Origin of the sequence: Brevibacterium sp. 50QC2O2 (assembly GCF_024580675.1) — a bacterium.
Taxonomy (GTDB): Bacteria; Actinomycetota; Actinomycetes; order Actinomycetales; family Brevibacteriaceae; genus Brevibacterium; species Brevibacterium moorei.
In genome coordinates, this window is the sequence record NZ_JANIJZ010000001.1 from 100,944 (window position 1) to 126,051 (window position 25,108).

Genomic DNA, 25,108 nt, shown 5'->3' on the forward strand with positions numbered 1-25,108 from the left:
TGCCTAGGCACGGCTTACCTCACCAGCGATAGGCGATACATGACTGCACTCGAACCCTTGGACGCGCGGACTCCGCAGCGCTTGGCGGGTCACGACCTGGTCCTGGGCTTCGGCCGCACCGAGGTGGTCCACGGTGTCTCCATCGAATTGGTCCCCGGCCGGGTCACCGCCCTGGTGGGTCCGAATGGTTCGGGCAAGTCGACGCTGCTGCGCACCCTGGCGCGCCTGCACTCCCCGGAATCCGGAGGTGTGAGCATCGGCTCCGGCGAGCGCGATGCGCTGAGCATGAGCCCACGCGAGTTCGCCCGCGAGGTCACGCTGTTCGCCCAGACCCGCTCGGCCCCGTCCGGACTGTCCGTGCGCGAGGTCGTGGAGTTCGGCCGCCACCCCTACCGCAAGCGCTTCGCCGGGCTGAGTCCCGCCGACCACGCAGCGGTGGACCGCGCCCTGGACATCACCGGGGTCTCCGCGATGGCGGAGCGCTCAGCCGGGGAGCTCTCCGGCGGGGAGCTGCAACGCGTCTGGCTGGCCTGCTGCCTGGCCCAGGAGACCGGCATCGTGCTGCTCGACGAACCGACGAATCACCTGGACCTGCGCTATCAGACGGAGACCCTCGACCTGATCCGCGATCTGGCCGAGGACTACGGGGTCGCCGTTGGAGTGGTCCTGCACGACCTGGACCACGCCGCGCGCGTCGCCGACGATGTGGTCCTGCTGCACGCCGGCCGGATTCTGGCGGCCGGCCCCGCCCTCGACGTACTCACTGCGACCAATATCAGCACCGCCTACGACTTGCGGGTCGACGTACACCTGGACGAATCCACCGGACACCTGCGCATCGATCCGGTGAGCCGGCACGACCTGCGCGTAACCGAACACCACCAGTCAGAAGGAAACACACGATGAGAAGAATTCAGACCCGCCACGGCCTCGCCCTGGCGGCACTGGGCGCGACCGCCCTGCTGCTGAGCGCCTGCGGCACCACCGATGTGGACGCCGGCGCAGATGCCTCGGCGAGCCCCGCCTCGGCCAACTGCGCCGACGACAAGACCCAGACCTCGACCGACCCGGTCGATATGACGGATATGCTGGGCCGCCAGGTCAAGCTGGACAAGCCGGCCAGCCGGGTCGCGGTCCTCGAATGGCAGCAGACCGAGGACCTGCTGAGCCTGTGCGTGAACCCCGTGGGCGCGGCCAGCACCAAGGACTACACGACCTACGTCAGCGCGGAGAAGCTGCCGGATTCCACCAAGGATGTGGGCGAGCGCGGCGAACCGGACCTGGACGCAATCTACGGGACCAACCCCGACCTCATCATCGTCGAGGCGTACTCCAAGGACGACAAGATCCTGAAGAAGCTCGAGGAGCGCGATGTGCCGGTCCTGGCGACGGTGGGCGCCGACGCGAAGAACGGCCAGCTGGACAATATGCGCAAGGTCTTCAAGCAGGTCGCCGAGGCCACCGGCCGGACCGAGCGCGCCGACGCCGTGCTCTCGGACTTCGACTCCCACCTGGCCACGGCCAAGGAGAAGGTCGCCAAGGTCGATATGCCGGTGAAGGACTTCGTGTTCTTCGACGGCTGGAAGGAGGGCGGCAATGTGGTGGTGCGCCCCTACGGCAAGGGCGCGCTGTTCACCGAGCTGGGCGAACAGCTGGGCATGAAGGGGGCCTGGACCGACGAGGTCAACAAGGGCTACGGCTCCGGCGGCGTGGATCCCGCCTATGGCCTGGCGCAGACCGATATCGAGGGCCTGACCGCCGTGGGCAGCGCCAACCTGTTCTACGGCGACGACGGCCAGGCCGACAATTACGTGACCGATCTAAAGAAGAGCAAGATCTGGAAGAACCTGCCGGCTGTCAAGGACAACCGCGCCTACGCCTTCCCAGCCGGCGTCTGGGGCGCCGGCGGTCCGAAGTCCGGCGAACAGGCCATCGACGCCTTCGTCAAGGTCATCCAGGACAACGCGGCCGGCGCGGGCGCCGATTCGGCCTCTGACTCCGCCTCCGATTCGGCATCCGGAGCCGCCTCCAAGTGATGCAGCGCAATGGGGCCCGGCCGGCCGGTCCGGAAAGGGCCGCTACCGACCGGGAGGGCGGCGCTGCACAGGCCGAGGCACCGGCACGGGGGATCGCCCCGGAACAGGGCGGGGCCCCCGAGCGGGTCGGCGCGGCCAGGGCCGCCGGCGGGATCGTCCTGCTGGTGGTCCTGGCCGTGGCCGTAGCGGCCACCGGACTGTGGCACCTGACGCAGGGGACCTCGGGCCTGGGCGCCGTGGACCTGGTGCGCGGGCTGTTCGGCGCGCGCGTCGAGGTGGGTGGCGTGGGCGCAGACGAGATCTTCTCCGGGTCCCGGCTGCCGCGCCTGGCCGCGGGCGTCCTGGTCGGCTTCGCCCTGGGTGTGGCCGGCTGCCTGCTGCAGTCGATCACCCGCAACCAGCTGGCCAGCCCCGACACCCTGGCGGTGACCGCCGGGGCCTATTTCGTTCTGACCCTGGTCGCGGCCTTCGTTATCACGGTGCCGCTGCTGGCCTCCTCGGGGGTTGCCTTCGTCGGCGGTCTGCTGGCCGCCGCGCTGGTCCTCGGGATCACGGGCCGGACCTCGGGCACGGGGACCACCCGGCTGATCCTGGCCGGCTCCGCGATCGCCATGGCCTTGGACGCGGGCACCGCGATGCTGCTCATCCTGTTCAAGGAGAACACCACCGGCCTGTTCGCCTGGGGTTCGGGTTCCCTGGGCCAGCTCAACATCGACGCCTCGCTGCGCGCGGTCCCGCTGATCGTCGTGGTGCTCGTGGTGGCGCTGCTGTTCGCCCGCCGACTCGATGTGCTGGGCCTGGGCGAGGACAGCGCGGCGGGCCTGGGCGTGCCGGTGCGCTCCACCCGGATCGTGGCGATCCTGGCCGCGGTGTTGCTGGCAGCCGTGTCCGTCACCCTGGCCGGGCCGATCGCCTTCGTGGGTCTGGGCGCGCCCGTGCTGGCACGCCTGCTGGCGGTCAAGATCCGGGCGCTGAACCGGCACATCTTCCTCATTCCCGCCGCCGGACTGCTGGGCTCGCTGGTGATCCTGCTGGCCGATGCCGTGCTGCGCGGGATCCTGGGCGCCGAGGGCGCGACCTCGATCCCCACCGGCATCCCCACCTCGCTGCTGGGCGGGATCGTCATCGTGGTCCTGGCGCTGCGGATGCGCGACGCCTCGGCCGCGGGTTCCTCCGCCGAGGCCGCCCCGGCCGGCCGCCCCGCGCGCAGTGGCAGCCGCTCCATGCGCGGTGGCGCTCGCCCGGGCGCGCGCCTGTGGGGGAGGGGACGGGCCTCTGCCGCCCGCTCGGGTCCCGCACGGGCCCGCCGGGTCTTCACCGCCGCGGTGATCGTCGCAGCGGTGCTGCTGGTGGCCTGCGTGCTCATCGCCCTGCTGGCCGGCAGCCTGTGGCTGAAGCTGGGCGATGTCTCCCTGTGGATCCAGGGCCGCGCACCCGGGCTCATCGACTATGCGCTCGACGACCGCGCCGCCCGGATCGCCGCCGCCGTGTTGGCCGGTGCCGCCCTGGGCCTGTCCGGCACGGTGGTCCAGGGGACCGTGCGCAATCCGCTGGCCGAGCCCGGACTGCTGGGCATCACGGCCGGCGCCGGATTGGGTGCGGTCTTCGTCGTCACCACCGGATTCCTGGGCGGGGGACAGGGCGCGATGGTCCTCATGGCGGTACTGGCCGGTCTTGCCACCTTCGCGTTGATCACCCTGCTGGCCTGGCGCGGTGGACTACTGCCCGACCGCTTCGTGCTGGTGGGCATCGGCACGGGCTATGCGCTCAGCGCCCTGACGACCTATCTACTGCTGAGCAACGACCCCTGGCAGACCCCGCGGATCATGACCTGGCTGTCGGGCACGACCTATGGTCGGACCCTGGCCGATGTCTGGCCGGTGGCCATTGTGCTGGTGCTGGCGATACCGCTGCTGGCCGGGCTGCGGCGGGACTTGGACCTCATGTCGGTCGACGAGGACACGCCCCGGATCCTGGGGATCCGTCCCCAGGCGACCCGCCTGACCCTGCTGGCGATCGCCGCGGTGCTGGCCGGGGTGGCCGTGGTGGCGGTGGGCACGGTGGGCTTCGTCGGACTGGTCGCCCCGCATTTGGCGCGCAGTCTGGTGGGCGCCAGGCATGGGAGGATCATTCCGGTGTCCATGCTGCTGGGCGGTCTGCTGGTGCTGGTCGCCGACACCCTGGGGCGCACGCTCATAGCCCCCTCCCAGCTGCCGGCCGGCCTGATGATCGCACTGGTGGGCGCGCCCTACTTCGTCCACCTGATGCGCCGGATGCGCGGGTAGCAGAGGTCCGTCGCCCAAACACGTCGTTCCCCCGTGAACACGTCCCTATAGCAGCGTGTTCACGGGGGAACGACGTGTTGTGTCGGAGGTCACTGTTAGTCTGAGGCCCATGATGTACGGAGGATATCCACAGCGGCCGCAGAAGAAGCCCTGGACACCGCTTGGCAAGGCGGCGCTGTGGCTGCTGGGGTCGGGCGTGGGCCTGTGCATCATCGGCGTCATCGTAGCGGTGGTCATGGTGGTGCTGACCCCCGGATTCGGAGTCCTGGGAAAACAGACGGATCAGGAGTTCACGGAGACGATCGAACTGCGGCTGGAGTCCGGCGACCGGTTCTCCGTATATGCGGACGAACGGACGGACGCGGATGAGTGCGAGGTGGTCGATACCAGGGAGCAGAAGCTCTCCCCGTTCGCCCGAGTCGACTCCTCGTACAGCTATGACGACGACTCCGGCACCCGGTGGTACGGCTCGGCCACCTACGAGGCCCCCGCGGACGGCACCTATATCGTGCGCTGTGACGGGGCCGGGACCTACAAGGTGGGCGAGCCCATCACCATAGGACAGACCCTGGTGGAGGGCCTGCTGATCGGCGGCGCGGTGATCCTGGGGTTCTGCGCGGCGCTGCTGGGCCTGGTGCTGTTCATCGTCTTCTGCGTCCAGACCGGCAGACTCAGGCCAGTGTCCGCCGGTCGCTGAGCGCGGGCTCAGCGCTCGCGGTGGCCGCCGAACTGCTGGCGCATGGCCGACAGGGTCTGGTTCGCGAAGTGGTCCTGACCGCGCGATGCGAAGCGTTCGAACAGCGCGGCGGACAGGACCGGCACCGGCACACCCGTGTTCACTGCGGCCTGCACGGTCCAGCGTCCCTCGCCGGAATCGGACACCCGCCCGGCCAGGCCATCCAGCGTGGGGTTCTCCTGCAGGGCTGCTGCGGTCAGGTCCAGCAGCCAGGAGGACACGACGGAGCCACGGCGCCACAGTTCGGTGACCTTGGCGGTGTCGATGTCGAACTCGTAGAAGTGCGGATCGGCCAGGGGCGCGACCTCGGCGGAGTCCTCCGCTGTGCGCAGGCCCGCATCCGCGTTCTCCAAGAGGTTCAGGCCCTCGGCGAAGGCGGCCATCATCCCGTACTCGATCCCGTTGTGCACCATCTTCACGAAGTGCCCGGCGCCGGCCTTGCCACAGTGCAGATAGCCCTGTTCCTCCGGGGCCCGCTCGCCCTCGCGCCCTGGTGTGCGGGGGATGTCGCCGGTGCCCGGCGAGATGGTGGACAGCAGGGGCTCGATCGTGTCGAATGCGCGATCCGATCCGCCGACCATCAGGCAGTAGCCGCGGTCCAGGCCGAACACTCCGCCTGAGGTGCCGATGTCCATGTACTCGATGCCGGATTCGGCCAGGCGGCCGGCGCGCACGACGTCGTCGCGGTAGTTCGAGTTGCCCCCGTCGATCAGGATGTCGCCGGGCTCCAGCAACGCTGCGACCTGGTCGACCAGCGCATCGGTCAGCGAGGCCGGCACCATCAGCCAGACGACGCGCGGGCTGGGCAGTTGCGCGATGAGGTCGCCGAGGTCCGCCGCCGGTTGTGCTCCCTCACCTGCCAGTTCCGCGACGGCGTCCGGGTTCACATCGCTGACCACACAGGTGTGGCCGGCGCGCATCACGCGCCGCACGATATTGGCGCCCATGCGGCCCAGTCCGATCATTCCAAGATGCATATCTCTATTCCTTCCGAGCGGAGAACGACGATGACGATGCTGTGGGGGCGGAAGCCGGTTCGTCCGGCGCGCTGTGACCGGCGGCCGCCAGGCCCAAGCGGGCCAAGACCTCGGCTGCCTGGGCATCCGGGGACAGTGCCAGGTCCACGACGATGCCGGATTCATCGGCGGCCAACTGTTCTAAGTCCGCGTACTGGGAGTCCAGCAGGGACTCGGGCATGAAGTGGTCGCGGCGCCGGTGCATGCGTTCGTGCACGGTGGCCCGCGGTCCGTGCGGGTGGACGAAGATGACGCCAGGTGCGCGCAGCCTGTCGCGGTAGCGGCGCTTGAGGGCGGAACAGGCGACGATTCCGGGTCGGCCGGCAGCTGTGTGCTCTGCGATCCAGGCGGCGATCAGGTCCAGCCAGGGCGCACGGTCGGCGTCGGTGAGCGGGTGACCCAGCGCCATCTTGTCGATATTGGCCTGCGGGTGCAGGTCATCGCCCTCGGCCAGGTCCCAGCCCAGGGCCGTGGCCAGGCGGGTGGCCAGGGTGCTCTTGCCGCTGCCGGAGACGCCCATCACCACGAGGATGGGCGGGGTGGTGGCGTCCGGGGCCTGGTCCGTTTCGGACGCAGTCGCCGGCACCGAGGTCCCGGCCGGGTCGCCGGGGACCATTTCAGTTCCGTTCACGTCCGTTTCCGTCCTTTGCTGGGCTGAGTTGGGGAGGGGGCTGCTGAGCCGGGCTGTCGGTGTATCGCATTCTGACTATGCCCTGTCCATCTGCCTATTCATAGAGTATGGTGACAATACTCATACTATTTAGAGATCCATGCATAAGTAATCATATGCAGGAGAGGTGGGAGAAGTGAAGAAGCACTTCTTGGCCCTGGGCGCGGCCGCAGTGACATCGGCGTTACTGCTGTCCGCCTGCACGCCCAACAACGGTGGAGGCGAAGCGGCCTCCGGCGGCAGTGGCGATGACGGCGAGATCAAGATCATGCAGAGCGCGGCGTTCTACTCGTCGAACCTGAACTCGACCACGGGCAACAGCAACTCGGCCAACGGTACGATCAAGTACTTCATGGACGACACCTTCAGCTACACGGACTCGGACCTCAAGGTGCAGCCGAACAAGTCCTTCGGCACGGTGGAGAAGGTCTCCGACAGCCCCCTGAAGGTCAAGTACTCGATCGCGGACACGGCCAAGTGGTCCGATGGCACGCCCTATTCGGCGGCGGACCTGGTCCTGGCCTGGGGTGCGCGCAGCGGTAACTTCAACACCAAGGACGCGGACAAGGTCGCGGACAAGACCGGTGCGGTCAAAGCGCAGAAGGGCGAGAACGTCGTCTTCAACGCCGGCGAGCCCAGCCTGGCGGTCATCAAGAAGTTCCCGGAGATCGCCGATGACGACAAGACGCTGACCTTCGAATACGCGGAGCCCTTCGCCGACTGGCAGTTCAATCTGACCCAGATGGACTCCGGCCTGCCCGCCCACATCGTGGCGAAGAAGGCCCTGGGGATCGACGACCCGGCCAAGGCCAACGCCGCAGTGCTCAAGGCCTTCAAGGACGACGACAAGACCGCTCTGGCCAAGCTGGCGAACACCTGGAACACCGGATTCGACATGACCAAGATGCCGGACGATCCGGATCTGCTGGTGGGCACCGGCCCGTACAAGATGACGGAGTTCCAGGAGGGCCAGTTCCTCACCCTGACCCGCCGCGATGACTACGAGGGCGAGCGCAAGCCCGCGTTCAAGACCGTGACCTTCCGCTTCAACCAGGACCCGACCGCTGCGGTCCAGGCCCTGCAGAACGGCGAGGTCGATCTCATCAACCCGACGGCGACCGCCGATATCCGCAAGTCGATCGAGGCGCTCGACGGGGTCGAAATGCAAAACGGCGACAGCCCCGTCTTCGAGCACATCGACCTGGCCTTCGCCAATGGCGGGCCCTTCGATCCGAAGACCTACGGCGGCGACAAGGCCAAGGCGCTCAAGGTCCGCCAGGCCTTCCTCAAGACGGTTCCGCGGCAGAAGATCGTCGATGACATCATCAAGCCGCTCAACGACAAGGCCGTGGTCCGCGATTCGTACCTCAAGGTCCCCGGATCCGATGGCTACGATGAGATGGTCGCGGCCAACGGCCTGTCCAAAGAGTACAGCAAGAACGATCCCGAGGCGGCCAAGAAACTGCTGGCCGAAGCCGGCGTCTCCAAGCCCAAGGTGAGGATCCTCTACACCAAGGGCAATGTCCGCCGCGAGCAGCAGTTCCAGATCATGAAGGAGAGCGCGGAGAAGGCCGGTTTCGACGTCGTCGACGGTGCCGATGCGCAGGCCAGCGAGCACCTGTCGGACTCCTCGCGCTGGGACGCCGCCCTGTTCGGCTGGAGCGCGGACAATGCCGGCGCCACCCTGCCGGAGACCCGCCATATCACCACGGGTCAGGACAATTACACGAAGTACAGCGATCCGCAGGTCGACAAGCTGTTCGGCGAGCTGCACCGCACGCTCGACACCTCGAAGCAGGGCCAGTTCGAGGCCAAGATCGAAAAGCAGCTGGCCGATGACGCCTACGGCCTGCCCCTGTTCCAGGCCCCCGATCTGGTGGGCTACAAGAAGGGCCTGACGGGGATCAAGCCCACCACGGTGGCCCCCGGCATGCTGTGGAACTACTTCGATTGGAAGATGCAGTAGGAGAATGACAGTGACGAACAATCCCGCCGACGCGAGCGAGCTGCCCAGCGGAGTCGACCCGAACGCCCCTGCGGGCACGATCGAGGAGCGCACTCTGGCGCCGGGGAAGTACTTCCCCGGGGTTCCGCACGAGTACGCGATCTACCGCCCGGCGCCGCGGGCCGACGGAGTGCCCGACGGCCCGCTGCCCCTGCTCATCGCGCTCGACGGGACCTCGATCCGGAACAAGGAACTGGTGCCCCAGCGCCTCGACGCGCTCATCGCGGCCGGCGACGTGCCGCGGATGGCGGCGGTGTTCATCGACCCGGGCGTGCTGCCCACGCTGAGCGGCAAGCACACCGACGGGACGTACCTGGGCCGCTACGACCGGTCGTACGAGTACGACTCGCTGTCGCCTCGGTACGCGAACTTCCTGGCCGAGGAACTGCTGCCGGCCGTGCACGCGGAGATTCCGCTGTCGAACGATCCGAACGATCGCGCGATCATGGGCTCGTCGACCGGCGGCATCGCCTGCTTCCTGGCCGCCTGGCACCGCCCGGACCAGTTCCGGCGCGTCATCCCGCAGGTTCCGACCTTCGTCGCGATGCGCGGCGGGGACACCCTGGCCGAACTTGTCCGCAAGACCGAGGCCCGCCCGCTGCGGGTGCGGATCCTGGCCGGCGACGGCGACCACCTGTCCGCGGCACAGCCCTGGGGCACGTTCTACGCGGGCTCCTGGCCCAATGCCGCGCAGACCATGTACGAGGCGTTGAAATTCTCCGGCTACGATGCGGAACTCGACTTCTTCGAAGGCGACCACTCCACGGTGCTCGCCGGGGAACTGTGGCCCGATGCGATGCGCTGGCTGTGGCGGGACTACCCGGCCCCGCTGGAATCGCATGAGCCGCCGGCGCGCGGCCAGGCGGGCTGGGACACCCGCGGCAGCGTCTGGGAGACGATCACCGGCATCCGCGACTGGCAGCCGATGACCGGGCTGCCCGCTGGACGCGCCACCGGTCTGGCCCAGGCGAGCGACGGCAGCGTGTACGCGAGCCTGGACGACGGCGTGTACCGTGTCGCGCTCGGCTCCACCGGTGCCGGGAACGCTGCGTCTGCTGAGGCAGCCGAGGCCGCCGGCACCCGGGTGCTTCCGGAACCCGCCGCGGTACTCGCCGCCGCGGGAGCGGGCCGCCTGGTGACTGCGGACCCCGCACGCGGGGGCCTGACGGTCTGGGACCTCGGCACCGGCCCTGCTGCAGATAGCGGCGCCGAGGGCCCGGCCGGCCGGACGATCCTGCCGGATCTGCACGTGCGCGCGGCCTGCTGGCTGGGTGGCGGCGACCTGGCCGTGATCGACGAGGTGGCAGCGGACGCGGTCCGGCCCATCACCTCGACCGAGGCCATGACGCCGGGTTCCGCCGCCCCCGGAGCCAGGCGCGCGGGTAGCGTGACGGCGGTGCTGCGGGTCGTGAACCTGGACACCGGCGCGGTGCGCGGCGAGGTCGCGCTGCCGCAGAAGGAGGCCTCGGCCCTGGCACTGGGCGCGGACGGTTCGATGCTCATCATCGCCGATGCCGAGGACCGCAATCAGTGGATCTACCAGCTCGACGAGGCGCGGCTGCCGCAGTTCGGGGCGCCGTTCTTCCGCCTGGAGACTTATGACGATTGGGGCGGCAGCGCCTCGGCGACCTTCGACACCGCGGAATGGGCGTACTTCGCAACGCCCGCCGGAGTGCAGGTGTGCGAACCTATCGGGCGCGTGGCGATCTTCCTGGCCGGGCCGGTGGTCCACCACGGGGTCGACGCGGCGGCCTTCGGTGGCGCGGACCGGCGGGACCTGTTCATCGTGCAGGACGGCACGGTGTACTCCCGCCGGTTGACCACCCAGGGCGCCTCGGTGGACGATCCGTCGATCCTGGAGCCCCCGGGACTCTAAGGGGTCCTACCCGCTGCGGCCTCCGCGGCCGGACCCGCCGCCGATGGCGAGGGCCCTGCCGGTTTCGGTCCATAGCCACCCAGTTCGTATCCTTGAGCTATGACGACGATGGGTGGCTATGGCACTGACCGGTAGAGACCTCCACACCTCGGTGGTGGAGCAATGGGGCCAGGAGATCGTGTCCGGTGAGCGCCCGGTGGGGGCCATCGTGTCGACCGATGCAGTTGCAGCCCAGTTCGGGGTGTCGCGCGGGGTGATCCGCGAGGTCGTGCGGGTACTGGAGTCCATGGGCCTGGTGGCCAGCCGCCAGAGGGTGGGCATCACGGTGCAGCCGCAGGAGTCCTGGAGCCCCTACAACCCCGATGTGCTGCGCTGGCGGCTGGCAGGTCCGCAGCGCGCCCAACTGCTGGGGACCCTGGCCGAACTGCGCGCGGCGGTGGAGCCGAGTGCCGCGCGCCGAGCCGCTGAAAGGGCCTCGGGCGAACAGTGCGCGGCACTGGCCGCCGCCTATGTCGGCATGGTCGCCACCGCGCGCGATGCCCGGACCGAGGACTATCTGCGCCATGACATGGATTTCCACCGGGTGCTGCTACAGGCCTCGGGCAATGAGTTCTTCGCCGGCCTGACCGGTGTGGTCGATGCGCTGTTGGCCGGGCGCACCCATCACGACCTGATGCCGCAGATAGCCAATGCCAATGCCCTGCGCTGGCACGGTGACATCGTCGCGGCGGTGCAGTCGGGCGATGGGCAGTCGGCCTTCCGGGCGGCCCTGGCGATCGTGGAGGAGTCGGACAGTGCGGTGCAGGGGGCCGGTCCGGCTTCCTGAACACGTCGTTTCCCCACGAACACGCTGCTATAGGGACGTGTTCGCGGGGAAAGGACGTGTTCGCGTGCGGCTTGGACTCAGGGCTCGCGCAGGTACGCCCGGCGCACTGCCGGCCAGATCGCGTGGGTCCACAGGCGGTAGCCGGCCGCATTGGGGTGGAAGAAGTCGCCGCCCGTGCGGGCAAGATAACTGCGTAGATCCAGCGCCGAGGTGATGGCGAACAGATCTGCCAGCTCCAGATCGTGCCGGGCTGCCAGGGCCCGGATCACGGCGTTGGCGTCGGTCACCCTGCGGTTGACCAGGTCGAATCCGAAGCTGGGGATCGTCCCGACCACGGTGCCGGCGGGCAGCTGTGCGTAGAGCCGTTCGGCCGTCCAGATGAAACCGTCCAGCGTGTATTCGCGGCCGGCGATGTCATTGGCGCCGATGATGCACAGGGTGACATCGGCCGGGCCGACCCGCTCCCGCAGTGCGCGGAACCTCGGCAGCTGATGTTCCATGAGCAGCCACGAACTGGCCCCCGGGATCGCCAGGTTGGAGGTGCGCACGCGCCGGCCCGCCAGATTCTCCAGACGCTTCTCCACCAGGCCCACGTAGCCCTTGCGGGGATCGATGAAGCCCGGGCCCACCCCCGCAGCCGCAGAATCACCCACCACGTGCATGGTCACCGGTGCCGGGAGCCCCTTGGATCGTGGCTCTGGTCCCTCGGGATAGGGGTGGGTGTTCCAGTAATGGGGGTAGAAGCGCGATTGCAGTTGGGCCCTGGCCACGTCCAGGCCGTAACCGGCGGCCACTCCCGCAGCGAAGCCCGCAATCCGCAGAGCCAGGCGGCCTTCCCGATCAGGGCTCGACATCGATCTCCTCGCCACCGGTCAGGGCGAGCAGCTGTGCATAGCTCAGCGGGAACATCGCATCGGCGGTGCCGCCGGCGGCCCACAGCACATCATGGTCCCGCAGTGCCCGGTCGACGTAGATCGGCAGTGGCGCCGGGTGCCCACAGGGCGACACCCCGCCGATCACCTGGCCGGTCGCGGCGCGCACCTGTTCGGGCGTGGCCCGCTTGAGCCTCGCGACCCCCAGCCGGGCCGCCGCATAACCGGTATCGACCCGGTGCGCGCCCGAGGTCATGAGCAGCACCGCGAACGGCTCGCCGGCGCTGCCCGCCGGGTCGGTCGGCCCGGCCTCGTCGGTGGGAATCGGCTGCGCGCCGCCCGCGGGCCCGCAGGCGTCCGCGTTCGGCACCGCCATGAAGACGAGGCTGTTGGCTATTGCGCCGAGCTCGACGCCCAGTGCAGCGGCTGCGGCACGCGCCGATGGAGTGTGCTCGGAGAAGATCCTGATCCGCGCGTCAATGCCAGCCGCGCGCAGGTCGGCCTCGACGGCCCGATTGCGCGCGTGCATCAGGAGTCCCGTTCGTCCGGGCCCGCACCCGGGTTTCCCATCCTCGCGGCGTCTTCGGCCTGTCCGGCCCCGGTCCCGCCGCCAGTCCCGGCGACAGCGGCACCGTCAGCATCCGCATCTGCGTCCTCGACCGGAGCCAGGCCGCGGCTGCGCAGCAGCGGACCCACGCCCGGGTCCTCGCCGAAGAACTCGCGCACGTACTCGCTCGGATCAGCGGAGTAGCCGGGCGCCAGGATATGAGCGCGGAAGGCCTCGCCGGCCTCGGGGCTCAGACCGCGTGCGGTGAACCACTCCTGGGTGTAGGCGGCCAGCACCTCGGACCACAGATAGGCGTAGTAGCCGGCGGCGTACCCACCGGAGAAGATGTGGCGGAAGTAGGTGGAGCGGTAGCGCGGCGGAATGAGCGAATCGAATCCGGCGCTGTCCAGGACCGCGGCTTCGAAGGACAGTACGGCGTCGACCTGTTCGCCCGCCTGCAGCGAGTGCCAGCCCAGGTCCAGCAGCGCGGCGGACAGGAGCTCCACGGTGGAGAAGCCCTGCCCGAAGCGCTCGGCCGTGTGCAGGCGCTCCACGGTCTCCTGGGGCAGGCTGCGACCGGTCCGATGGTCCACCGCATAGTTCGGCAGCACCGCGGGGTGGAACATCCACATCTCGTTGAACTGCGAGGGGAACTCGACGAAGTCGCGTGGCACTGACGTCCCCGACCTGGTCGAGTACAGGGAATCGGAGAACAGCCCGTGGAGCACATGGCCGAACTCGTGGAAGACGGTGCGGACGTTGTCCACGCTCAGCAGCAGGGGCGCGCCCTCGGCCGGTTTGGCGAAGTTCGTCGACAGGGTCAGGATCGGTGCCTGACCCAGATAGCGGCCGGGGGAGACCAGCTGGTCCATCCACGCGCCGCCGCCCTTGATCGGTCGGGCATAGGGGTCGACACAGACCAACCCGGTGACGGCGCCGTCCTCCACCGCGGCGTAGACGGTCACATCGGGGTGCCAGCCGGACAGTTCGGTGCGGACGAATTCGACCCCGTAGAGCTGTGTGGCGGCATAGAACGCGCCGTCGACCAACACCCGGTCGAACTCGAAGTAGCTCCGCAGCTCCCGGGGGTCCAGTGCGAAATGGTCCTGCTTGTAGCGCGCCAGATAGTGCGTGACATCGGCAGGTCCCAGTTCGTCCAGGCCGTAGGCCGAGCGTACCGCGTCCAGTTCCGCAGCGGCCTGCGCCTGCGCGGGTTCGAGCATCCGGGACAACAGCGCCGAGGCCGCGTCGGGGGAGCCCGCGGCCTGTGTGGAAATCGAGTAGTCTGCGAAGCTGCGATAGCCCAGTTCGGCGGCCAGCGCGGCCCGCAGGGCGGTCAGGTCGGCGATGATGGTGCGCGTATCGTGCGCGCCCCCGCGACCGCCGCGGGACATGGAGCGCTCCAGCAGCGCGGCGCGGGTCGCCGGATCGTCCAAGTGCTCCAGGGCCGGCTGCTGGGTCGTGTTGACCAGCGGCAGGGTGTAGCCGGCTTCGGCTGCATCCCCCGCCGATGCCCCCGTCGGTTCGCGCAGCCCGGCCAGTGTCTCCGCGTCGAGGCCGGCCAGCGCCGCGGCCGCCCGGTCGTACGGCACCTGCAGGGCCAGGGAATCGGACTCGGCCAGGACCTCGACGTCGAAGTCCGTCTCCAGCCGGGTGATCTCCGCGGACAGGTCGCGCACACGGGCGCGGGCATCGGGGTCGAGTTTGGCACCGGCGTGGACGAAATCGGCGACCATGAGTTCGTGGTGGCGACGGTCCTCCGGGGTCAACGCGGCCGTGGGGACCTCGTCGAGCCTGGCGTAGAGGTCGGCGTCCAACAGCAGGCCGGTCTGCAGGGCGGCGAGCCGACGGAACACGGTGTTGACCGCGTCGGTGATGGCCTCGGTCATGATGTTCGAGCCGATGACGCGCGCCACCGCGGCCAGGCAGAACGCCGGAGCGGTGGCCTCGTCGATGCGCAGCGTGGTGTTGATGAAGGTGGGTGCGGCCGGATCGGCGAGGAGTTCGGCGAGGCGGGCGGCCTGGAAGGATTCGACGAACTCCAGGACCTCCAGCAGAGCCGCCGAGTCGATGCCGGAGAAGTCCGGCAGCGTCAGGTTCTCCGGGGCCACCACGAAGTCGTGCAGCGCCTGCCGGTGTCCGGGGAGCGCTGCCAGCGGGTCGGCGACTTCAGCGGTGGCTGGACCCTCGGCCACAGCCCCGGAAGCGGCCGTGGCTTCCTCCACCTGTGGGATCTGCGCGGTTGTGGCTTCCCCGGCCGGGCCCGGCGCGGGGGTGGAATCGTCGGTCACTCTTGTCTCCTCGATCGCGGCGCCCGGGTGCCCCCGTTGCGGGCGGGAGGCGGGCGCCTACCATGGACGTGTGAGCGAATTCGCCGGATACCTCAAGGGAGAACCCGCAACACGGAGAATCGAGGCCGGCCTGCTCATGGCTGGAATCGCGACCTTCGTCCTCCTCTACAACACTCAAGCCATTTTGCCGTATTTCGCGCGCGATTACAGCATCAGCCCCGCTACGGCCGCCCTGTCGGTGTCCGTGGCGACCGCAGGCCTTGGCATCGGCCTGATCCTGGCGGTGCCCGTATCCGAGCGGATCGGGCGGGTCCGGCTGATTCGCTGGTCCCTGGCCCTGGCGGTCGTGCTCAGCATCGTCGTTTCCCTCATCCCCAGCTGGCCACTGTTCCTGTGCGGGCGCTTCTGCATGGGCCTGGTGCTGGCCGGACTGCCCGGCACAGCCGCTGTCTACCTGCGCGAGGAGATCCACCCCTCCTATGCCACCACCGCCACCGGCCAGTACATCTTCGGCACCACGATCGGCGGCCTGACCGGCCGGTTGGTGTCCGCCGGGGTCATCGAACTGCTCGGCCGACTGGGAGTGAGCCACGTGGCCTGGCTCGACACATCCCATTTGGCGCTCGCGGCCACGGTTCTGGTGTCCGCCTTGTGCGCCGCCGGCTGCTGGATCCTGCTCCCGGAATCCCGAGGCTTCACCCCGCACCGCGATTCCGTCGCCGAGCTGGTGGCCAAGTTCGGTCGCGCCCTGCGCGACCCCGTGCTGATCGGCCTGTATCTGCTGGGCGCACTGGGCATGGGCGCCTTCGTCGGAACCTTCAACGTCATCGGCTTCCGGCTGGAACAGGCGCCGTACCTGCTCAGTGTGGGCGTGGTCGGGCTGTTCTACCTGGTGTATCCGATCGGGGGCCAGGCCGGGGCATTCGCCGGGCGCCTGGCGGATAGGACCAGTCTGCGTTCCGTCGTGGTGTTCGGACCGGTCGTCGCCCTATTGGGCGTGGCGGCCCTGGCCATGCGGCCCCTGTGGGTGATCATCCTGGGCCTGCTGCTGTTGAGTACCGGGTTCTTCATGGTGCACTCGCTGGCCTCGGCGTGGGTGGCCCAGCGCGGGGCCGCCGGAGCCGGGGTCCCCGCGCAGGCGGCATCGCTGTACATGCTGTTCTACTATGCGGGGTCCTCGCTGGCGGGCAATGTCACGCCGCGGGCCTGGGAGCTGGCGTCCTGGCCCGGCGTGACCTGGGTGATCGGCGCGTGCATGGTGATCTGCCTGGTCATCACGATTCTGTTGCGCCGCAGCCGCTCACTGCTGTAGCCGCTTCCCGCTGCGCCGCGGCTGCTTCCCACCGTAGCCGGGCACGGGCCGGGTCCGCCTATGCTGGGGTTCATGAGTGACGAATCGTCGGATTCCCCGCTGCCCGCGGCCGCGCGCCCGAAGAACCTCGTGGGCGCGGTGCTGGCCCGGCCGGGCCAGGCCTTCCTGGTGGGCTTCCTGCTGGTGCTCGGCGGGGGTATGGGCTGGTGGCTGCTGCAGGGCATCGACACCCTGTCCACCGTCGTCACCTATGTGGCCATCGCCTTCTTCATCACCCTGGGCCTGGACCCGATCGTGCGCTTCCTGGCCAAACGGGGGATCAAACGCTCCATTGCAGTGGTCATCGTGGCGGTGGCCTTCCTTCTGGTGGTCACCGGCGTCCTCCTGTTGATCGTGCCGACCCTGGTCGCGCAGATCCAGGCGTTCATCGGCAATCTGCCCACGATCATCGGCGATATCGCCGAACAGGAATGGGTCAAGGACCTGGAGAGCAGATTCGGCGGTTCGCTGGACGTCGACACGATGGTCGCCAACGCCACCACCTGGGCCAGCGATCCGCAGAACCTGGTGAGCGTGGGCGGTGGGCTCGTCAGCGTCGGCTCGACGATCGCCAACGGCACGACAGGCGTGATCATCGTGCTGATCCTGACCGTCTACTTCTCCGCGACCCTGCCGACGATCAAGTCCTGGGCGTTTGCGCTGGTCCCCGCGTCCCGGCGCACCGGGACGGAATCCGTGGCCGAGGAGATCATGCGCTCGGTCGGCGGCTACGTGCTGGGCCAGGTCAGCCTGGCGGCCATCAACGGAGTCCTCTCCGCGGTGTTCCTGGTCATCCTGCAGGCGCCGTTGCCCGCGCTACTGGCCCTGATCGCCTTCATCGGCTCGATGATCCCGCTGGTGGGGACCCTGTCGGCATCCGTCGTCATCGTCGTATCGTGCCTGTTCGTATCGCCGACCATGGCGATCATCGCGGGCATCTACTATCTGGTCTACATGCAGATCGAGTCCTATGTGTTCAGCCCCCGGATCATGCGCGCGGCCGTCAACGTGCCGGGTGCCCTGGTGATCATCGGGGCGGTCGCCGGGGCCACGATCGCCGGGGTGCTGGGCGCCCTGCTGGCGGTGCCGGTGACGGCCAGCCTGCTCATCATCATCCGGCGCGTGGTGGTGCCGCACCAGGCCGCGCGATAGGGGCCGGCAGGCGTTAGGGTTGGACCATGAATGCCAAAGACGACATCTCACCCACTTCGTTCCCACCCGTCGAATTCCCATTGCCGGACCCGGCCGACATTCCCGAGGACATCCGCGAGTACCTGGCTCAGCAGACCGAGAAGGCGGGCTTCACCCCGAACGTCTTCATCGCCCTGGCCCGGCGCCCGGCGGAGTTCTGGGCCTTCGTGAACTACTACGACGCGCTCATGACCAAGGAGACCGGCAACCTGACCAAGGCGGACCGCGAGCTCATCGTGACCGCGACCTCGGCGGCCAACGGCTGCCTGTACTGCGTCGTGTCCCATGGCGCCTTCCTGCGCATCTATGCGCGCGATAAGCACATTGCGGACAAGGTCGCGGTCAACCCGCGGCACGCCGGTCTGGCGCCGCGCCAGCAGGCGATCGTCGACTTGGCAGTCAAGCTGGCGCGCTCGCCCGAACTGGTGCGCCAGGCCGACTATGTCCCGGTGCTTCAACAGGGCCTGGACGCCGAGGACATCTGGGACATCGCGGCGGTCACCGGTTTCTTCGGCCTGTCGAACCGCATGGCGATCGTCGGCGGGATTCAGCCGAACCCCGAGTTCTACGTGATGGGGCGCGTGCCCAAGGACCAGATGATGGACCTGGCGTAGCCGGCCGCGCCCGAGGCCTCAATCGAGCAGGTGCCGCAGATAGCGTTCCGGGGCCTGAAGATAGCGACACCAGTGGTCGACCAGCTCGAGGTCGCGCCACTGCACCTGTCGCATGCCCCAGTCGCCCACCTCGATGACGGTGGCCCCCGGCAGCGAGGCCAGGATGGGGGAGTGGGTGGCGATCAGCGCCTGCCCGCCGGCGGATCTGATCTGGTCCAGGATGCGCAGCAGGCGCAGGGTGGAGCCGAAGGACAGCGCGGCCTCGGGCTCGTCCATGCAGTAGAAGCCGGGCCGGGAGAAGTAGTCGGAGAAGAGCTCCAAGTACGATTCGCCGTGGCTCATCTGGTGCAGTCCAGTTCCGGGCGAGACCTCCTCCAGATAGGTGTAGAGGGAATGGGTGGTCTCCGAGCGTAGGAAGAAGCCCCACCTTTTGGTCCCGATCCCCCGCTGGATGTACAGGCGTGTATACAGGTCGGACTCCGATGGCCAGGTGCTGTGCTGGGAGTGGATCGACCCACCCTCGGGGGCGAAGCCGAAGGCCAGGGAGATGCCCTCTAAGATCGTGGATTTGCCCGAGCCGTTCTCGCCGACCAGGAACGTCACCCCGGGGTCCAGGGTCAGGCCCTCGGTGAGCAGCTGGGCCACGGCGGGGATCGAATAGGGGTAGGCCGCGCCTGGTTCTGCCCCGGCCGATCCGTTCTCGGCGCCACCAGTGGTGTCCCGGCTGATGCGGACGACGGGCGGTTGCTTGAAGTCCATGCCCCGAGCCTAGTGCTTGAGCGCGCAGACACCGCCTGAGCGCGGAAACGACTCACTACAGCCGGTCGTTCCCGTGCTCGCGTGGTGTTTACGCTTGTGTTGGGAGCCGGCCCTCCCAGAAAATCCATGCAACGCGGGTGCAACTGTGCATGAGCAGACTTACAGTGGACATACCCGCACAGCGGGACCACGATTACTCAACGAGGAGACATCATGGCGGTTTACGCAGCACCGGGCACGCCGGGCGCACTCATCGACTTCAAGCCCCGTTACGAGAACTACATCGGCGGCGAATGGGTCCCGCCGGTCAAGGGGCGCTACTTCGAAAACGTCAGCCCCGTCAACGGCAAGCCCTTCACAGAGGTCGCACAGTCCGATGCCGAGGACATCGAAGTCGCGCTCGACGCGGCCCACAAGGCGAAGCTCACCTGGGGCAAGACCAGCGTGGCGGAGCGCGCGGTGATTCTGAACAAGATCGCCGACCGGATCGAGGCGAACCTGGAGAAGATCGCGGTCGCCGAGACCTGGGACAACGGCAAGGCGATCAGGGAACCGCTGGCAGCGGACCTGCCGCTGGCCGTCGACCACTTCCGCTACTTCGCCGGCGCCATCCGCGCGCAGGAGGGCAGCCTGTCCCAGATCGACGAGGACACGGTCGCCTACCACTATCACGAGCCGCTGGGCGTGGTCGGCCAGATCATCCCGTGGAACTTCCCCATTCTGATGGCCGTGTGGAAGCTGGCGCCGGCCCTGGCCGCCGGCAACTGCGTGGTCCTCAAGCCGGCCGAACAGACCCCGGTCTCCATCCTGGTGGTCATGGAGATCATCGGCGATCTGCTGCCCCCGGGCGTGGTCAACATCGTCAACGGCTTCGGCGTGGAATGTGGTAAGCCGCTGGCCAGCAATAAGCGGATCTCGAAGATCGCCTTCACCGGTGAGACGACCACGGGTCGCCTCATCATGCAGTACGCATCCCAGAACCTGATTCCCGTCACCCTGGAGCTGGGTGGCAAGAGCCCGAACATCTTCTTCGAGGATGTGGCGGCGAAGGACGATGCGTTCTACGACAAGGCACTCGAGGGCTTCGCGATGTTCAGCCTGAACTCGGGCGAGGTCTGCACCTGCCCCTCGCGTTCGTTCGTTCAGGATTCCATCTTCGACAGCTTCGTCGGAGCCGGCATCGAGCGCGTTCGCAATACCAAGATCGGCAACCCGCTGGACACGGACACGATGATCGGCGCGCAGGCCTCGAACGATCAGCTGGAGAAGATCAAGTCCTATTTGGACATCGGCAAGCAGGAGGGCGCGAAGGTCCTGATCGGCGGCGAACAGGCACACCTGGATGGGGACCTGGCCGATGGCTTCTACATCCAGCCCACGGTGTTCCACGGGGACAACAAGATGCGGATCTTCCAGGAGGAGATCTTCGGACCGGTGTTGGCGCTGACCTCGTTCACCGATTATGACAATGTGATCGCACAGGCCAATGACACCCTGTACGGTCTGGGCGCCGGTGTGTGGAGCCGCAACGGCAACACCGCCTACCGGGCGGGCCGGGACATCCAGGCCGGTCGTGTATGGGTCAACAACTACCACTCGTACCCCGCACACGCGGCCTTCGGCGGTTACAAGTCCTCGGGCATTGGCCGCGAGAACCACCTGATGATGCTCGACCATTATCAGCAGACCAAGAACCTGCTGGTCAGCTATGCCGAGGGCAAACAGGGCTTCTTCTAAACGGAAGGGATCGATCGGTGTCGTCATGAATACCGATTTCGGCGCAGCACCCGTGACGGGGGACACCCCCGCCGCGGGTGTCGGCGCATCTACGAACGAACAGGACACCGGCGTCGAGGCCGTGCTCGCCTCGGAGTCGGCGATCGAGGGTGAGACCCGGCCCCGGGTCGATATGACGGCTGCGGCACTGGAGCTGTTGCAGCAGCTGGTGGGGCAGCATGGGCAGCTGATGTTCCATCAGTCGGGCGGGTGCTGCGATGGCTCCTCGCCCATGTGCTATCCGGCAGGCGAGTTCATCACCGGCGATGCGGACGTGTTGTTGGGACGGTTCACTCTGCCGGGGGTGCCGGAGGATCAGGCGGAGCTGGAATTCTGGATGTCAGCCGAACAGTTCGAGTACTGGAAACACACGTACCTGACCCTGGACGTGGTGCCCGGGCGTGGTTCGGGGTTCAGTGTGGAGTCGCCCACGGGCAAGCGCTTCCTCATCCGTTCGCGGCTGATGGAGGCCTGAGCACCAGGGCCGTCGTGCCCGGACGCGAATCGGTCCCTGTGGGACGGAATCCTCGATGGATCCGTCCCACAGGGACCGATTGGCTTGGAAGGGCCGGTCGGCTGACCGGTCGGGCCGCTGTCTGGCCGGCCCCTCGCCCGGCCGATCCGCTGTAAACGGCACCGGCGCGGGTGTGTCTCAGATGCCGGTGGTCAGGTAGCCGCCGTCGACCGGGACCACGGTGCCGGTGACGAAGGACGCGGCGTCGGAGACCAGGAAGGCGATGACCTGCCCGACCTCTTCGGGGCGGCCGAAGCGGTTGGCCGGGGTGCGGGAGAGCAGGCGCTCCTTGCCGGCGTCGTCCAGGGTGGCCAGCAGCGGGGTGTCGATCCAGCCCGGGGCGACGGCGTTGACGCGAATGCCCTCGGGGGCCCAGGCCTCGGCCAGGGACTTGGTGATCTGGGCGACGGCGCCCTTGGCAGCCGAGTAGGCGACGCGCTTGCCGCCTCCGAAGAACGAGTACATCGAGGCGATGTTGACGATCGAGCCGTGCGAGGCGGCCAGCAGATCGTGGGCCAGTTCGGTGATGCGGTAGACGGCGTTGAGCTGGATGGACAGGACCTTGTTGAAGGCCTCCCATTCGACCTCGCGGTCGCCCATGCTGATGCCGGCGGCTGGGACCAGGATGTCCAGGCGGTCCAGGCTGTCGATCAGGGCCTTGACGCCTGCATCGTCGGTGACATCGAGTTCGCGCAGGTCCAGGGTGACGTCCTCGGGAACCTGGGTCTTATCGGAGCCCAGGCCGACGGCGATGACGGTTGCGCCCAGGCGGGCCAGGGTCGACGCGGTGGCCAGGCCGATGCCCGAGGTGCCTCCGGTGACGACGGCGACCTTACCGGCGAGCATGTCGGGTGCGAATGACGGAACAGCAGTCATAGTATGTTTCCTTTGTCTTGTGGGCTGGGTGTCTAGGCGCAAGGCAGTATCGTTATGACGATCTGTGCGTCTTCACTTGTTCCAACCAGAAAGTCATCGGATGTATTCCCAAAGTGGCCGAGGCCGCACCCGGTTGGGTGCGGCCTCGGCCACTAGGATCCTGCGCTGTTCGGAGTGAGCGCGTGCTGCTTAGAGCGCGGACATCTCCTTGTACTCGTCCCAGTCGTAGACCCAGTCGATGACATCGCTATTGGACTTCGACAGCTTCACCGAGGAGCCCTTGATGATGACGGGGTCGCCATAGAGAGCCGACTTGTAGTACTTGTACGCGCGGCTGTTGGACAGGTTGATGCAGCCGTGGGACACGTTCGCCGAACCCTGCGAGCCCTCCGACCAGGGAGCCGCGTGGACGAATTCGCCGTTGTTCTGGATGCGCACGGACCACTGGGTGGGGGTCGTGTAGTTCCAGCGCTCGGACTTCATCGTGTAGTTCGCGTGTTTGGACATGACGACGTGGACGCCGTTGTAGCTGGGGGCGGCGGGGCGGCCCAGCGAAGCCGGCCAGTTCCAGATCTCCTTGCCGTTGCGCTCGACCTTGAAGCGGTGGGTCTTCGCATTGCCGGTGGCGATCTGCTCGCGGCCGACCTTGAAGCTGAAGTTCACGTCCTTCTTGCCGAAGCGATTGGCGGCGTACTGCACGTTCTTCAGCGGCAGCTCGACCTTGACGTTGGTGTGGGCCGGCCAGTATTCCTTCGGCCGGTAGTTCAGGCGGGAGATGCCGTCCTCGACCGGCAGCCAGGCCCAGGTGCCCTCGACATTGCGCTTCTTCCCATCCTTGTCCGTGGCCGTGACCTTGAGGCGGGATTCGACGGCGGCCTTGTTCTTGTCGGTGACGATGGTGTTGAAGTACAACAGGATCGGTGCGCCCACGCCCACGGTCTGGCCGTCGGAGATGATCGGGTTGATGCCGGTTGCCTCGCCCTTGGGCTTGGCGGTCTTGACGGTGCCGGTCTTCTCCTGGGTGTTGCCGTTGTCGTCGACGACGGTGGCCTTCCAGTTGTACGTCGAGCTACCGGCCAGGCCGTACTTCGAGCTCCACGTGGTGCCCTGTTCGGTGGGCTCCGCACTGGCCTGGGTATCGGAGAGCGAGCCGGAGTCGTCGGTCGCTGCACTGGATTCCGCATCCGAGGTGTCCGTCGGATCGGTGGCCGCTGTGGTCTGGTCGGTCGACGTCAGAGCGAGGTTTCCGCCGGCCTTGGCGGTTTCCGTCGCTGTGGCGGTCGACTTGGTCTTGGGGTTCATCACGCCGGTGTCGGCCGGGGCGGAGGAATGATCCGCATCGGTGACTTCGACCTTCTGGAACTTGCCATTGGCCACGCTCAGCTTGAGCTTGCCGCCTGCCTTGATGGTCTTATCGGGAGCGGTGACGCTGATTTCGGGGGCGTCCGCTTTGGCACCGGCCTTCTTCGCATCGTCACCGCCAGGGGTCGTGCCGGTGCATGAGCTCAGGGCGACAACCGCCGCAAGGGCTGCGGCGATCGGGTAAAGACGACGTGACACGGGGGCCTCTCTCCAGAAGGTGCTCAGTACCTGCCCTCCACACGGATGTGCCCGGGTGGAAGAAGGCGATCAATTCATGTTAGGAGGCGGTCCTGTACGGCGATAGGTATTTGTGATGCGAATCTCCGACGTTTTCCAGTGAGAACTCGTGCATCCGACGCCTGGGGGCGGCAAACGTTCTCAAAGAGCAACGGGAACTGTTGCGGAATCGTAATATGCCGATGGGGGAGGCGGGGAAGGTGGTTACAGGGGCTGCCGCGGGGAGGGGAAAGTAAAGGACTCTCCGTGCACCCGCCAGAGCTTCCTTACCCTTGCTACCTTTCGGTCCTGGGGGATTCGCAAGATGACGCCGCACGAAGAGCCACTGACAAGTGTAGTGGATCGAGCCCGTGGAAGCGAAACGGGGCGGCGTGCGTCAGGCGGGTGGCCAGTTGCTCGCCGGGCGGCCGTGCGGTCTGTTGTGTGTTGTCTCACGTGGGGCCGTTTCGATTCGCGCCGGGGTGGTGGGTCATGTAGAGTTATCTGCGGAGGATTCGCCTAGCGGCCTATGGCGCACGCCTGGAACGCGTGTTGGGTTAACGCCCTCAGGGGTTCAAATCCCCTATCCTCCGCAGTGAGGTTGAAGCCCGGAATCATTGAGATTCCGGGCTTCTTCTGTTTCATGGCTGTGTGAGCCGTCGGGCGGCCGTGACCACGGAAGCACGGCGACGCGCGTGTTCGGCCTCGGTCTCGGGTCCTGTGATCATGCGTGCGACCTGCGGGGCGGCTGACCACCAGCCGGCCAGCGACAGGATGAGGAACATCATGTGGTCGGCGTCAATGGACTCGGTGACCGTGCCCTTGTTCTGACCGTCGCTGACGGCCGCGGTCTTATGAGCGTAGTAGTCGCGCCTCTGCTCCTCGTCCGGCACCTCGGCATCGAAGACCAGCCCTTCCCAACGCAAGAGGCGCGTTAGCTCGGGCCGCTCGCGGTGATAGTCGTAGACCCGGCCCGCGTATTCACCTATATCTTCAACAGCGAAGGACTCCACTGGGACCGCCTGGGCGACCTTGGCGAGCTCGTTGCGCAGTACCCGGGCAAAGAGGTCGCGCTTGCCACCGAAGTAGTTGTAGATGCGCTCCTTGTTGATTCCGGAGGCCTTCGCGATCCGCTCGATCGTCGTGCCATCCGGGCCGTGTGCGGCGAACTCCGCTACGGCGGCATCGAGAATCTTTCGTTTGGTTCCCTCGGTATCCCAGGCCATCGTGCCACTCCTATCGACTGCGCCAGAACGCAGTTCCAACGCTTGCGTTGCTTCTTGTCGACA

The 25,108-nt window shown here is 67.6% G+C and carries 21 protein-coding genes, 1 tRNA gene and 1 other RNA gene; 13 read left to right on the forward strand and 10 right to left on the reverse strand.

The window, feature by feature from the left end; all coding sequences use genetic code 11:
• The first annotated feature begins 39 nt into the window (after positions 1–39).
• The 4 genes from NQ038_RS00430 to NQ038_RS00445 all read left to right on the forward strand — a co-directional run bounded on the left by NQ038_RS00430 (position 40) and on the right by NQ038_RS00445 (position 5,018).
• The gene (locus tag NQ038_RS00430; protein ID WP_257061388.1) at positions 40–906 is read left to right on the forward strand and encodes an ABC transporter ATP-binding protein; all 867 of its coding nucleotides are present in this window, start codon (positions 40–42) and stop codon (positions 904–906) included.
• Positions 903–2,036, forward strand: coding sequence for an iron-siderophore ABC transporter substrate-binding protein (locus NQ038_RS00435; RefSeq protein WP_257061389.1), 1,134 nt, complete (start codon positions 903–905; stop codon positions 2,034–2,036). The genes NQ038_RS00430 and NQ038_RS00435 overlap by 4 nt, the downstream gene beginning before the upstream one ends.
• On the forward strand, positions 2,036–4,321 hold the full coding sequence (locus NQ038_RS00440) for an iron ABC transporter permease (RefSeq protein ID WP_257061632.1): 2,286 nt from the start codon (positions 2,036–2,038) through the stop codon (positions 4,319–4,321). Before NQ038_RS00435 ends, NQ038_RS00440 begins: the two co-directional genes overlap by 1 nt.
• A gap of 109 nt (positions 4,322–4,430) precedes the next feature.
• On the forward strand, positions 4,431–5,018 hold the full coding sequence (locus tag NQ038_RS00445) for a hypothetical protein (RefSeq protein WP_257061390.1): 588 nt from the start codon (positions 4,431–4,433) through the stop codon (positions 5,016–5,018).
• An 8-nt stretch (positions 5,019–5,026) separates the two neighbouring features.
• Here the strand turns inward: NQ038_RS00445 and gnd are convergent, their stop codons facing one another.
• Both gnd and NQ038_RS00455 read right to left on the reverse strand, forming a co-directional pair.
• Positions 5,027–6,034 (reverse strand): phosphogluconate dehydrogenase (NAD(+)-dependent, decarboxylating), encoded by a 1,008-nt coding sequence (gene gnd, locus NQ038_RS00450; protein WP_257061401.1) that lies wholly within the window; start codon positions 6,032–6,034, stop codon positions 5,027–5,029.
• A 4-nt stretch (positions 6,035–6,038) separates the two neighbouring features.
• Entirely contained in the window at positions 6,039–6,704 is a 666-nt protein-coding gene (locus NQ038_RS00455) for a gluconokinase (RefSeq protein ID WP_257049220.1), read from the reverse strand.
• Between the two features lie 175 nt (positions 6,705–6,879).
• On the opposite strand from NQ038_RS00455, the gene NQ038_RS00460 reads away from it, so the two are divergent.
• The 3 genes from NQ038_RS00460 (at position 6,880) to NQ038_RS00470 (ending at position 11,450) form a co-directional block, all read left to right on the forward strand.
• Complete coding sequence (locus NQ038_RS00460; RefSeq protein WP_257061402.1) at positions 6,880–8,709, forward strand: ABC transporter family substrate-binding protein; 1,830 nt, start codon at positions 6,880–6,882, stop codon at positions 8,707–8,709.
• 10 nt (positions 8,710–8,719) lie between these two features.
• On the forward strand, positions 8,720–10,624 hold the full coding sequence (locus NQ038_RS00465; RefSeq protein ID WP_257061403.1) for an alpha/beta hydrolase-fold protein: 1,905 nt from the start codon (positions 8,720–8,722) through the stop codon (positions 10,622–10,624).
• A 118-nt stretch (positions 10,625–10,742) separates the two neighbouring features.
• A complete protein-coding gene (locus tag NQ038_RS00470) occupies positions 10,743–11,450 on the forward strand; it encodes a FadR/GntR family transcriptional regulator (RefSeq protein ID WP_257049217.1) in 708 nt (235 codons plus the stop codon).
• Positions 11,451–11,527: 77 nt separating this feature from the next.
• Here NQ038_RS00470 and NQ038_RS00475 read toward each other — a convergent pair whose 3' ends face one another.
• From NQ038_RS00475 to NQ038_RS00485, 3 genes are read right to left on the reverse strand one after another with little or no spacing between them, the layout of a single operon-like run.
• Positions 11,528–12,304: an SGNH/GDSL hydrolase family protein gene (locus NQ038_RS00475; protein WP_257049216.1), complete on the reverse strand. Its 777-nt coding sequence runs from the start codon at positions 12,302–12,304 to the stop codon at positions 11,528–11,530.
• Positions 12,291–12,851 carry a YbaK/EbsC family protein gene (locus tag NQ038_RS00480; protein ID WP_257049214.1) on the reverse strand — a complete coding sequence of 187 codons (561 nt, stop codon included), beginning with the start codon at positions 12,849–12,851 and terminating at the stop codon, positions 12,291–12,293. The genes NQ038_RS00475 and NQ038_RS00480 overlap by 14 nt, the downstream gene beginning before the upstream one ends.
• Positions 12,851–15,160 carry a M3 family metallopeptidase gene (locus tag NQ038_RS00485; RefSeq protein WP_257049213.1) on the reverse strand — a complete coding sequence of 770 codons (2,310 nt, stop codon included), beginning with the start codon at positions 15,158–15,160 and terminating at the stop codon, positions 12,851–12,853. The genes NQ038_RS00480 and NQ038_RS00485 overlap by 1 nt, the downstream gene beginning before the upstream one ends.
• Positions 15,161–15,230: 70 nt before the next feature.
• Between NQ038_RS00485 and NQ038_RS00490 the strand changes: the two genes are divergently transcribed.
• From NQ038_RS00490 to NQ038_RS00500, 3 genes are all read left to right on the forward strand, one after another.
• The gene (locus NQ038_RS00490; protein WP_257049211.1) at positions 15,231–16,472 is read left to right on the forward strand and encodes an MFS transporter; all 1,242 of its coding nucleotides are present in this window, start codon (positions 15,231–15,233) and stop codon (positions 16,470–16,472) included.
• 72 nt (positions 16,473–16,544) lie between these two features.
• Positions 16,545–17,663 (forward strand): AI-2E family transporter, encoded by a 1,119-nt coding sequence (locus NQ038_RS00495; RefSeq protein ID WP_257061404.1) that lies wholly within the window; start codon positions 16,545–16,547, stop codon positions 17,661–17,663.
• A 26-nt stretch (positions 17,664–17,689) separates the two neighbouring features.
• Positions 17,690–18,316, forward strand: a complete 627-nt coding sequence (locus NQ038_RS00500) for a peroxidase-related enzyme (protein ID WP_257049208.1) — start codon at positions 17,690–17,692, stop codon at positions 18,314–18,316.
• A gap of 18 nt (positions 18,317–18,334) precedes the next feature.
• Here NQ038_RS00500 and NQ038_RS00505 read toward each other — a convergent pair whose 3' ends face one another.
• Positions 18,335–19,075 carry an AAA family ATPase gene (locus NQ038_RS00505; RefSeq protein WP_257061405.1) on the reverse strand — a complete coding sequence of 247 codons (741 nt, stop codon included), beginning with the start codon at positions 19,073–19,075 and terminating at the stop codon, positions 18,335–18,337.
• Positions 19,076–19,288: 213 nt separating this feature from the next.
• On the opposite strand from NQ038_RS00505, the gene NQ038_RS00510 reads away from it, so the two are divergent.
• Complete coding sequence (locus NQ038_RS00510) at positions 19,289–20,812, forward strand: aldehyde dehydrogenase family protein (RefSeq protein ID WP_257049205.1); 1,524 nt, start codon at positions 19,289–19,291, stop codon at positions 20,810–20,812.
• 25 nt (positions 20,813–20,837) lie between these two features.
• Positions 20,838–21,326, forward strand: a complete 489-nt coding sequence (locus tag NQ038_RS00515; RefSeq protein ID WP_373456756.1) for a DUF779 domain-containing protein — start codon at positions 20,838–20,840, stop codon at positions 21,324–21,326.
• Between the two features lie 177 nt (positions 21,327–21,503).
• On the opposite strand, the gene NQ038_RS00520 is transcribed toward NQ038_RS00515, so the two are convergent.
• From NQ038_RS00520 to ffs, 3 genes are all read right to left on the reverse strand, one after another.
• Positions 21,504–22,241: an SDR family NAD(P)-dependent oxidoreductase gene (locus NQ038_RS00520; RefSeq protein WP_257061406.1), complete on the reverse strand. Its 738-nt coding sequence runs from the start codon at positions 22,239–22,241 to the stop codon at positions 21,504–21,506.
• Positions 22,242–22,430: 189 nt separating this feature from the next.
• Complete coding sequence (locus NQ038_RS00525) at positions 22,431–23,801, reverse strand: Ig-like domain-containing protein (protein WP_257049202.1); 1,371 nt, start codon at positions 23,799–23,801, stop codon at positions 22,431–22,433.
• A 271-nt stretch (positions 23,802–24,072) separates the two neighbouring features.
• Positions 24,073–24,167, reverse strand: an RNA gene (ffs, locus tag NQ038_RS00530) — signal recognition particle sRNA small type.
• Between the two features lie 160 nt (positions 24,168–24,327).
• Here ffs and NQ038_RS00535 point away from each other — a divergent pair.
• Positions 24,328–24,412, forward strand: a tRNA-Ser gene (locus tag NQ038_RS00535).
• Between the two features lie 48 nt (positions 24,413–24,460).
• Here NQ038_RS00535 and NQ038_RS00540 read toward each other — a convergent pair.
• Positions 24,461–25,045 carry a TetR family transcriptional regulator gene (locus NQ038_RS00540; protein WP_257061407.1) on the reverse strand — a complete coding sequence of 195 codons (585 nt, stop codon included), beginning with the start codon at positions 25,043–25,045 and terminating at the stop codon, positions 24,461–24,463.
• Positions 25,046–25,108 lie beyond the last annotated feature (63 nt).

Bases quoted from the DNA above. Each gene is read 5' to 3' on its own strand.
- NQ038_RS00430 (WP_257061388.1), top strand. From the start codon at position 40: ATGACTGCACTCGAACCCTTGGACGCGCGGACTCCGCAGCGCTTGGCG.
- NQ038_RS00435 (WP_257061389.1), top strand. From the start codon at position 903: ATGAGAAGAATTCAGACCCGCCACGGCCTCGCCCTGGCGGCACTGGGC.
- NQ038_RS00440 (WP_257061632.1), top strand. From the start codon at position 2,036: ATGCAGCGCAATGGGGCCCGGCCGGCCGGTCCGGAAAGGGCCGCTACC.
- NQ038_RS00445 (WP_257061390.1), top strand. From the start codon at position 4,431: ATGATGTACGGAGGATATCCACAGCGGCCGCAGAAGAAGCCCTGGACA.
- gnd (WP_257061401.1), bottom strand. From the start codon at position 6,034: ATGCATCTTGGAATGATCGGACTGGGCCGCATGGGCGCCAATATCGTG.
- NQ038_RS00470 (WP_257049217.1), top strand. From the start codon at position 10,743: ATGGCACTGACCGGTAGAGACCTCCACACCTCGGTGGTGGAGCAATGG.
- NQ038_RS00475 (WP_257049216.1), bottom strand. From the start codon at position 12,304: ATGTCGAGCCCTGATCGGGAAGGCCGCCTGGCTCTGCGGATTGCGGGC.
- NQ038_RS00480 (WP_257049214.1), bottom strand. From the start codon at position 12,851: ATGCACGCGCGCAATCGGGCCGTCGAGGCCGACCTGCGCGCGGCTGGC.
- NQ038_RS00495 (WP_257061404.1), top strand. From the start codon at position 16,545: ATGAGTGACGAATCGTCGGATTCCCCGCTGCCCGCGGCCGCGCGCCCG.
- NQ038_RS00500 (WP_257049208.1), top strand. From the start codon at position 17,690: ATGAATGCCAAAGACGACATCTCACCCACTTCGTTCCCACCCGTCGAA.
- NQ038_RS00505 (WP_257061405.1), bottom strand. From the start codon at position 19,075: ATGGACTTCAAGCAACCGCCCGTCGTCCGCATCAGCCGGGACACCACT.
- NQ038_RS00510 (WP_257049205.1), top strand. From the start codon at position 19,289: ATGGCGGTTTACGCAGCACCGGGCACGCCGGGCGCACTCATCGACTTC.
- NQ038_RS00515 (WP_373456756.1), top strand. From the start codon at position 20,838: ATGAATACCGATTTCGGCGCAGCACCCGTGACGGGGGACACCCCCGCC.
- NQ038_RS00520 (WP_257061406.1), bottom strand. From the start codon at position 22,241: ATGACTGCTGTTCCGTCATTCGCACCCGACATGCTCGCCGGTAAGGTC.
- NQ038_RS00540 (WP_257061407.1), bottom strand. From the start codon at position 25,045: ATGGCCTGGGATACCGAGGGAACCAAACGAAAGATTCTCGATGCCGCC.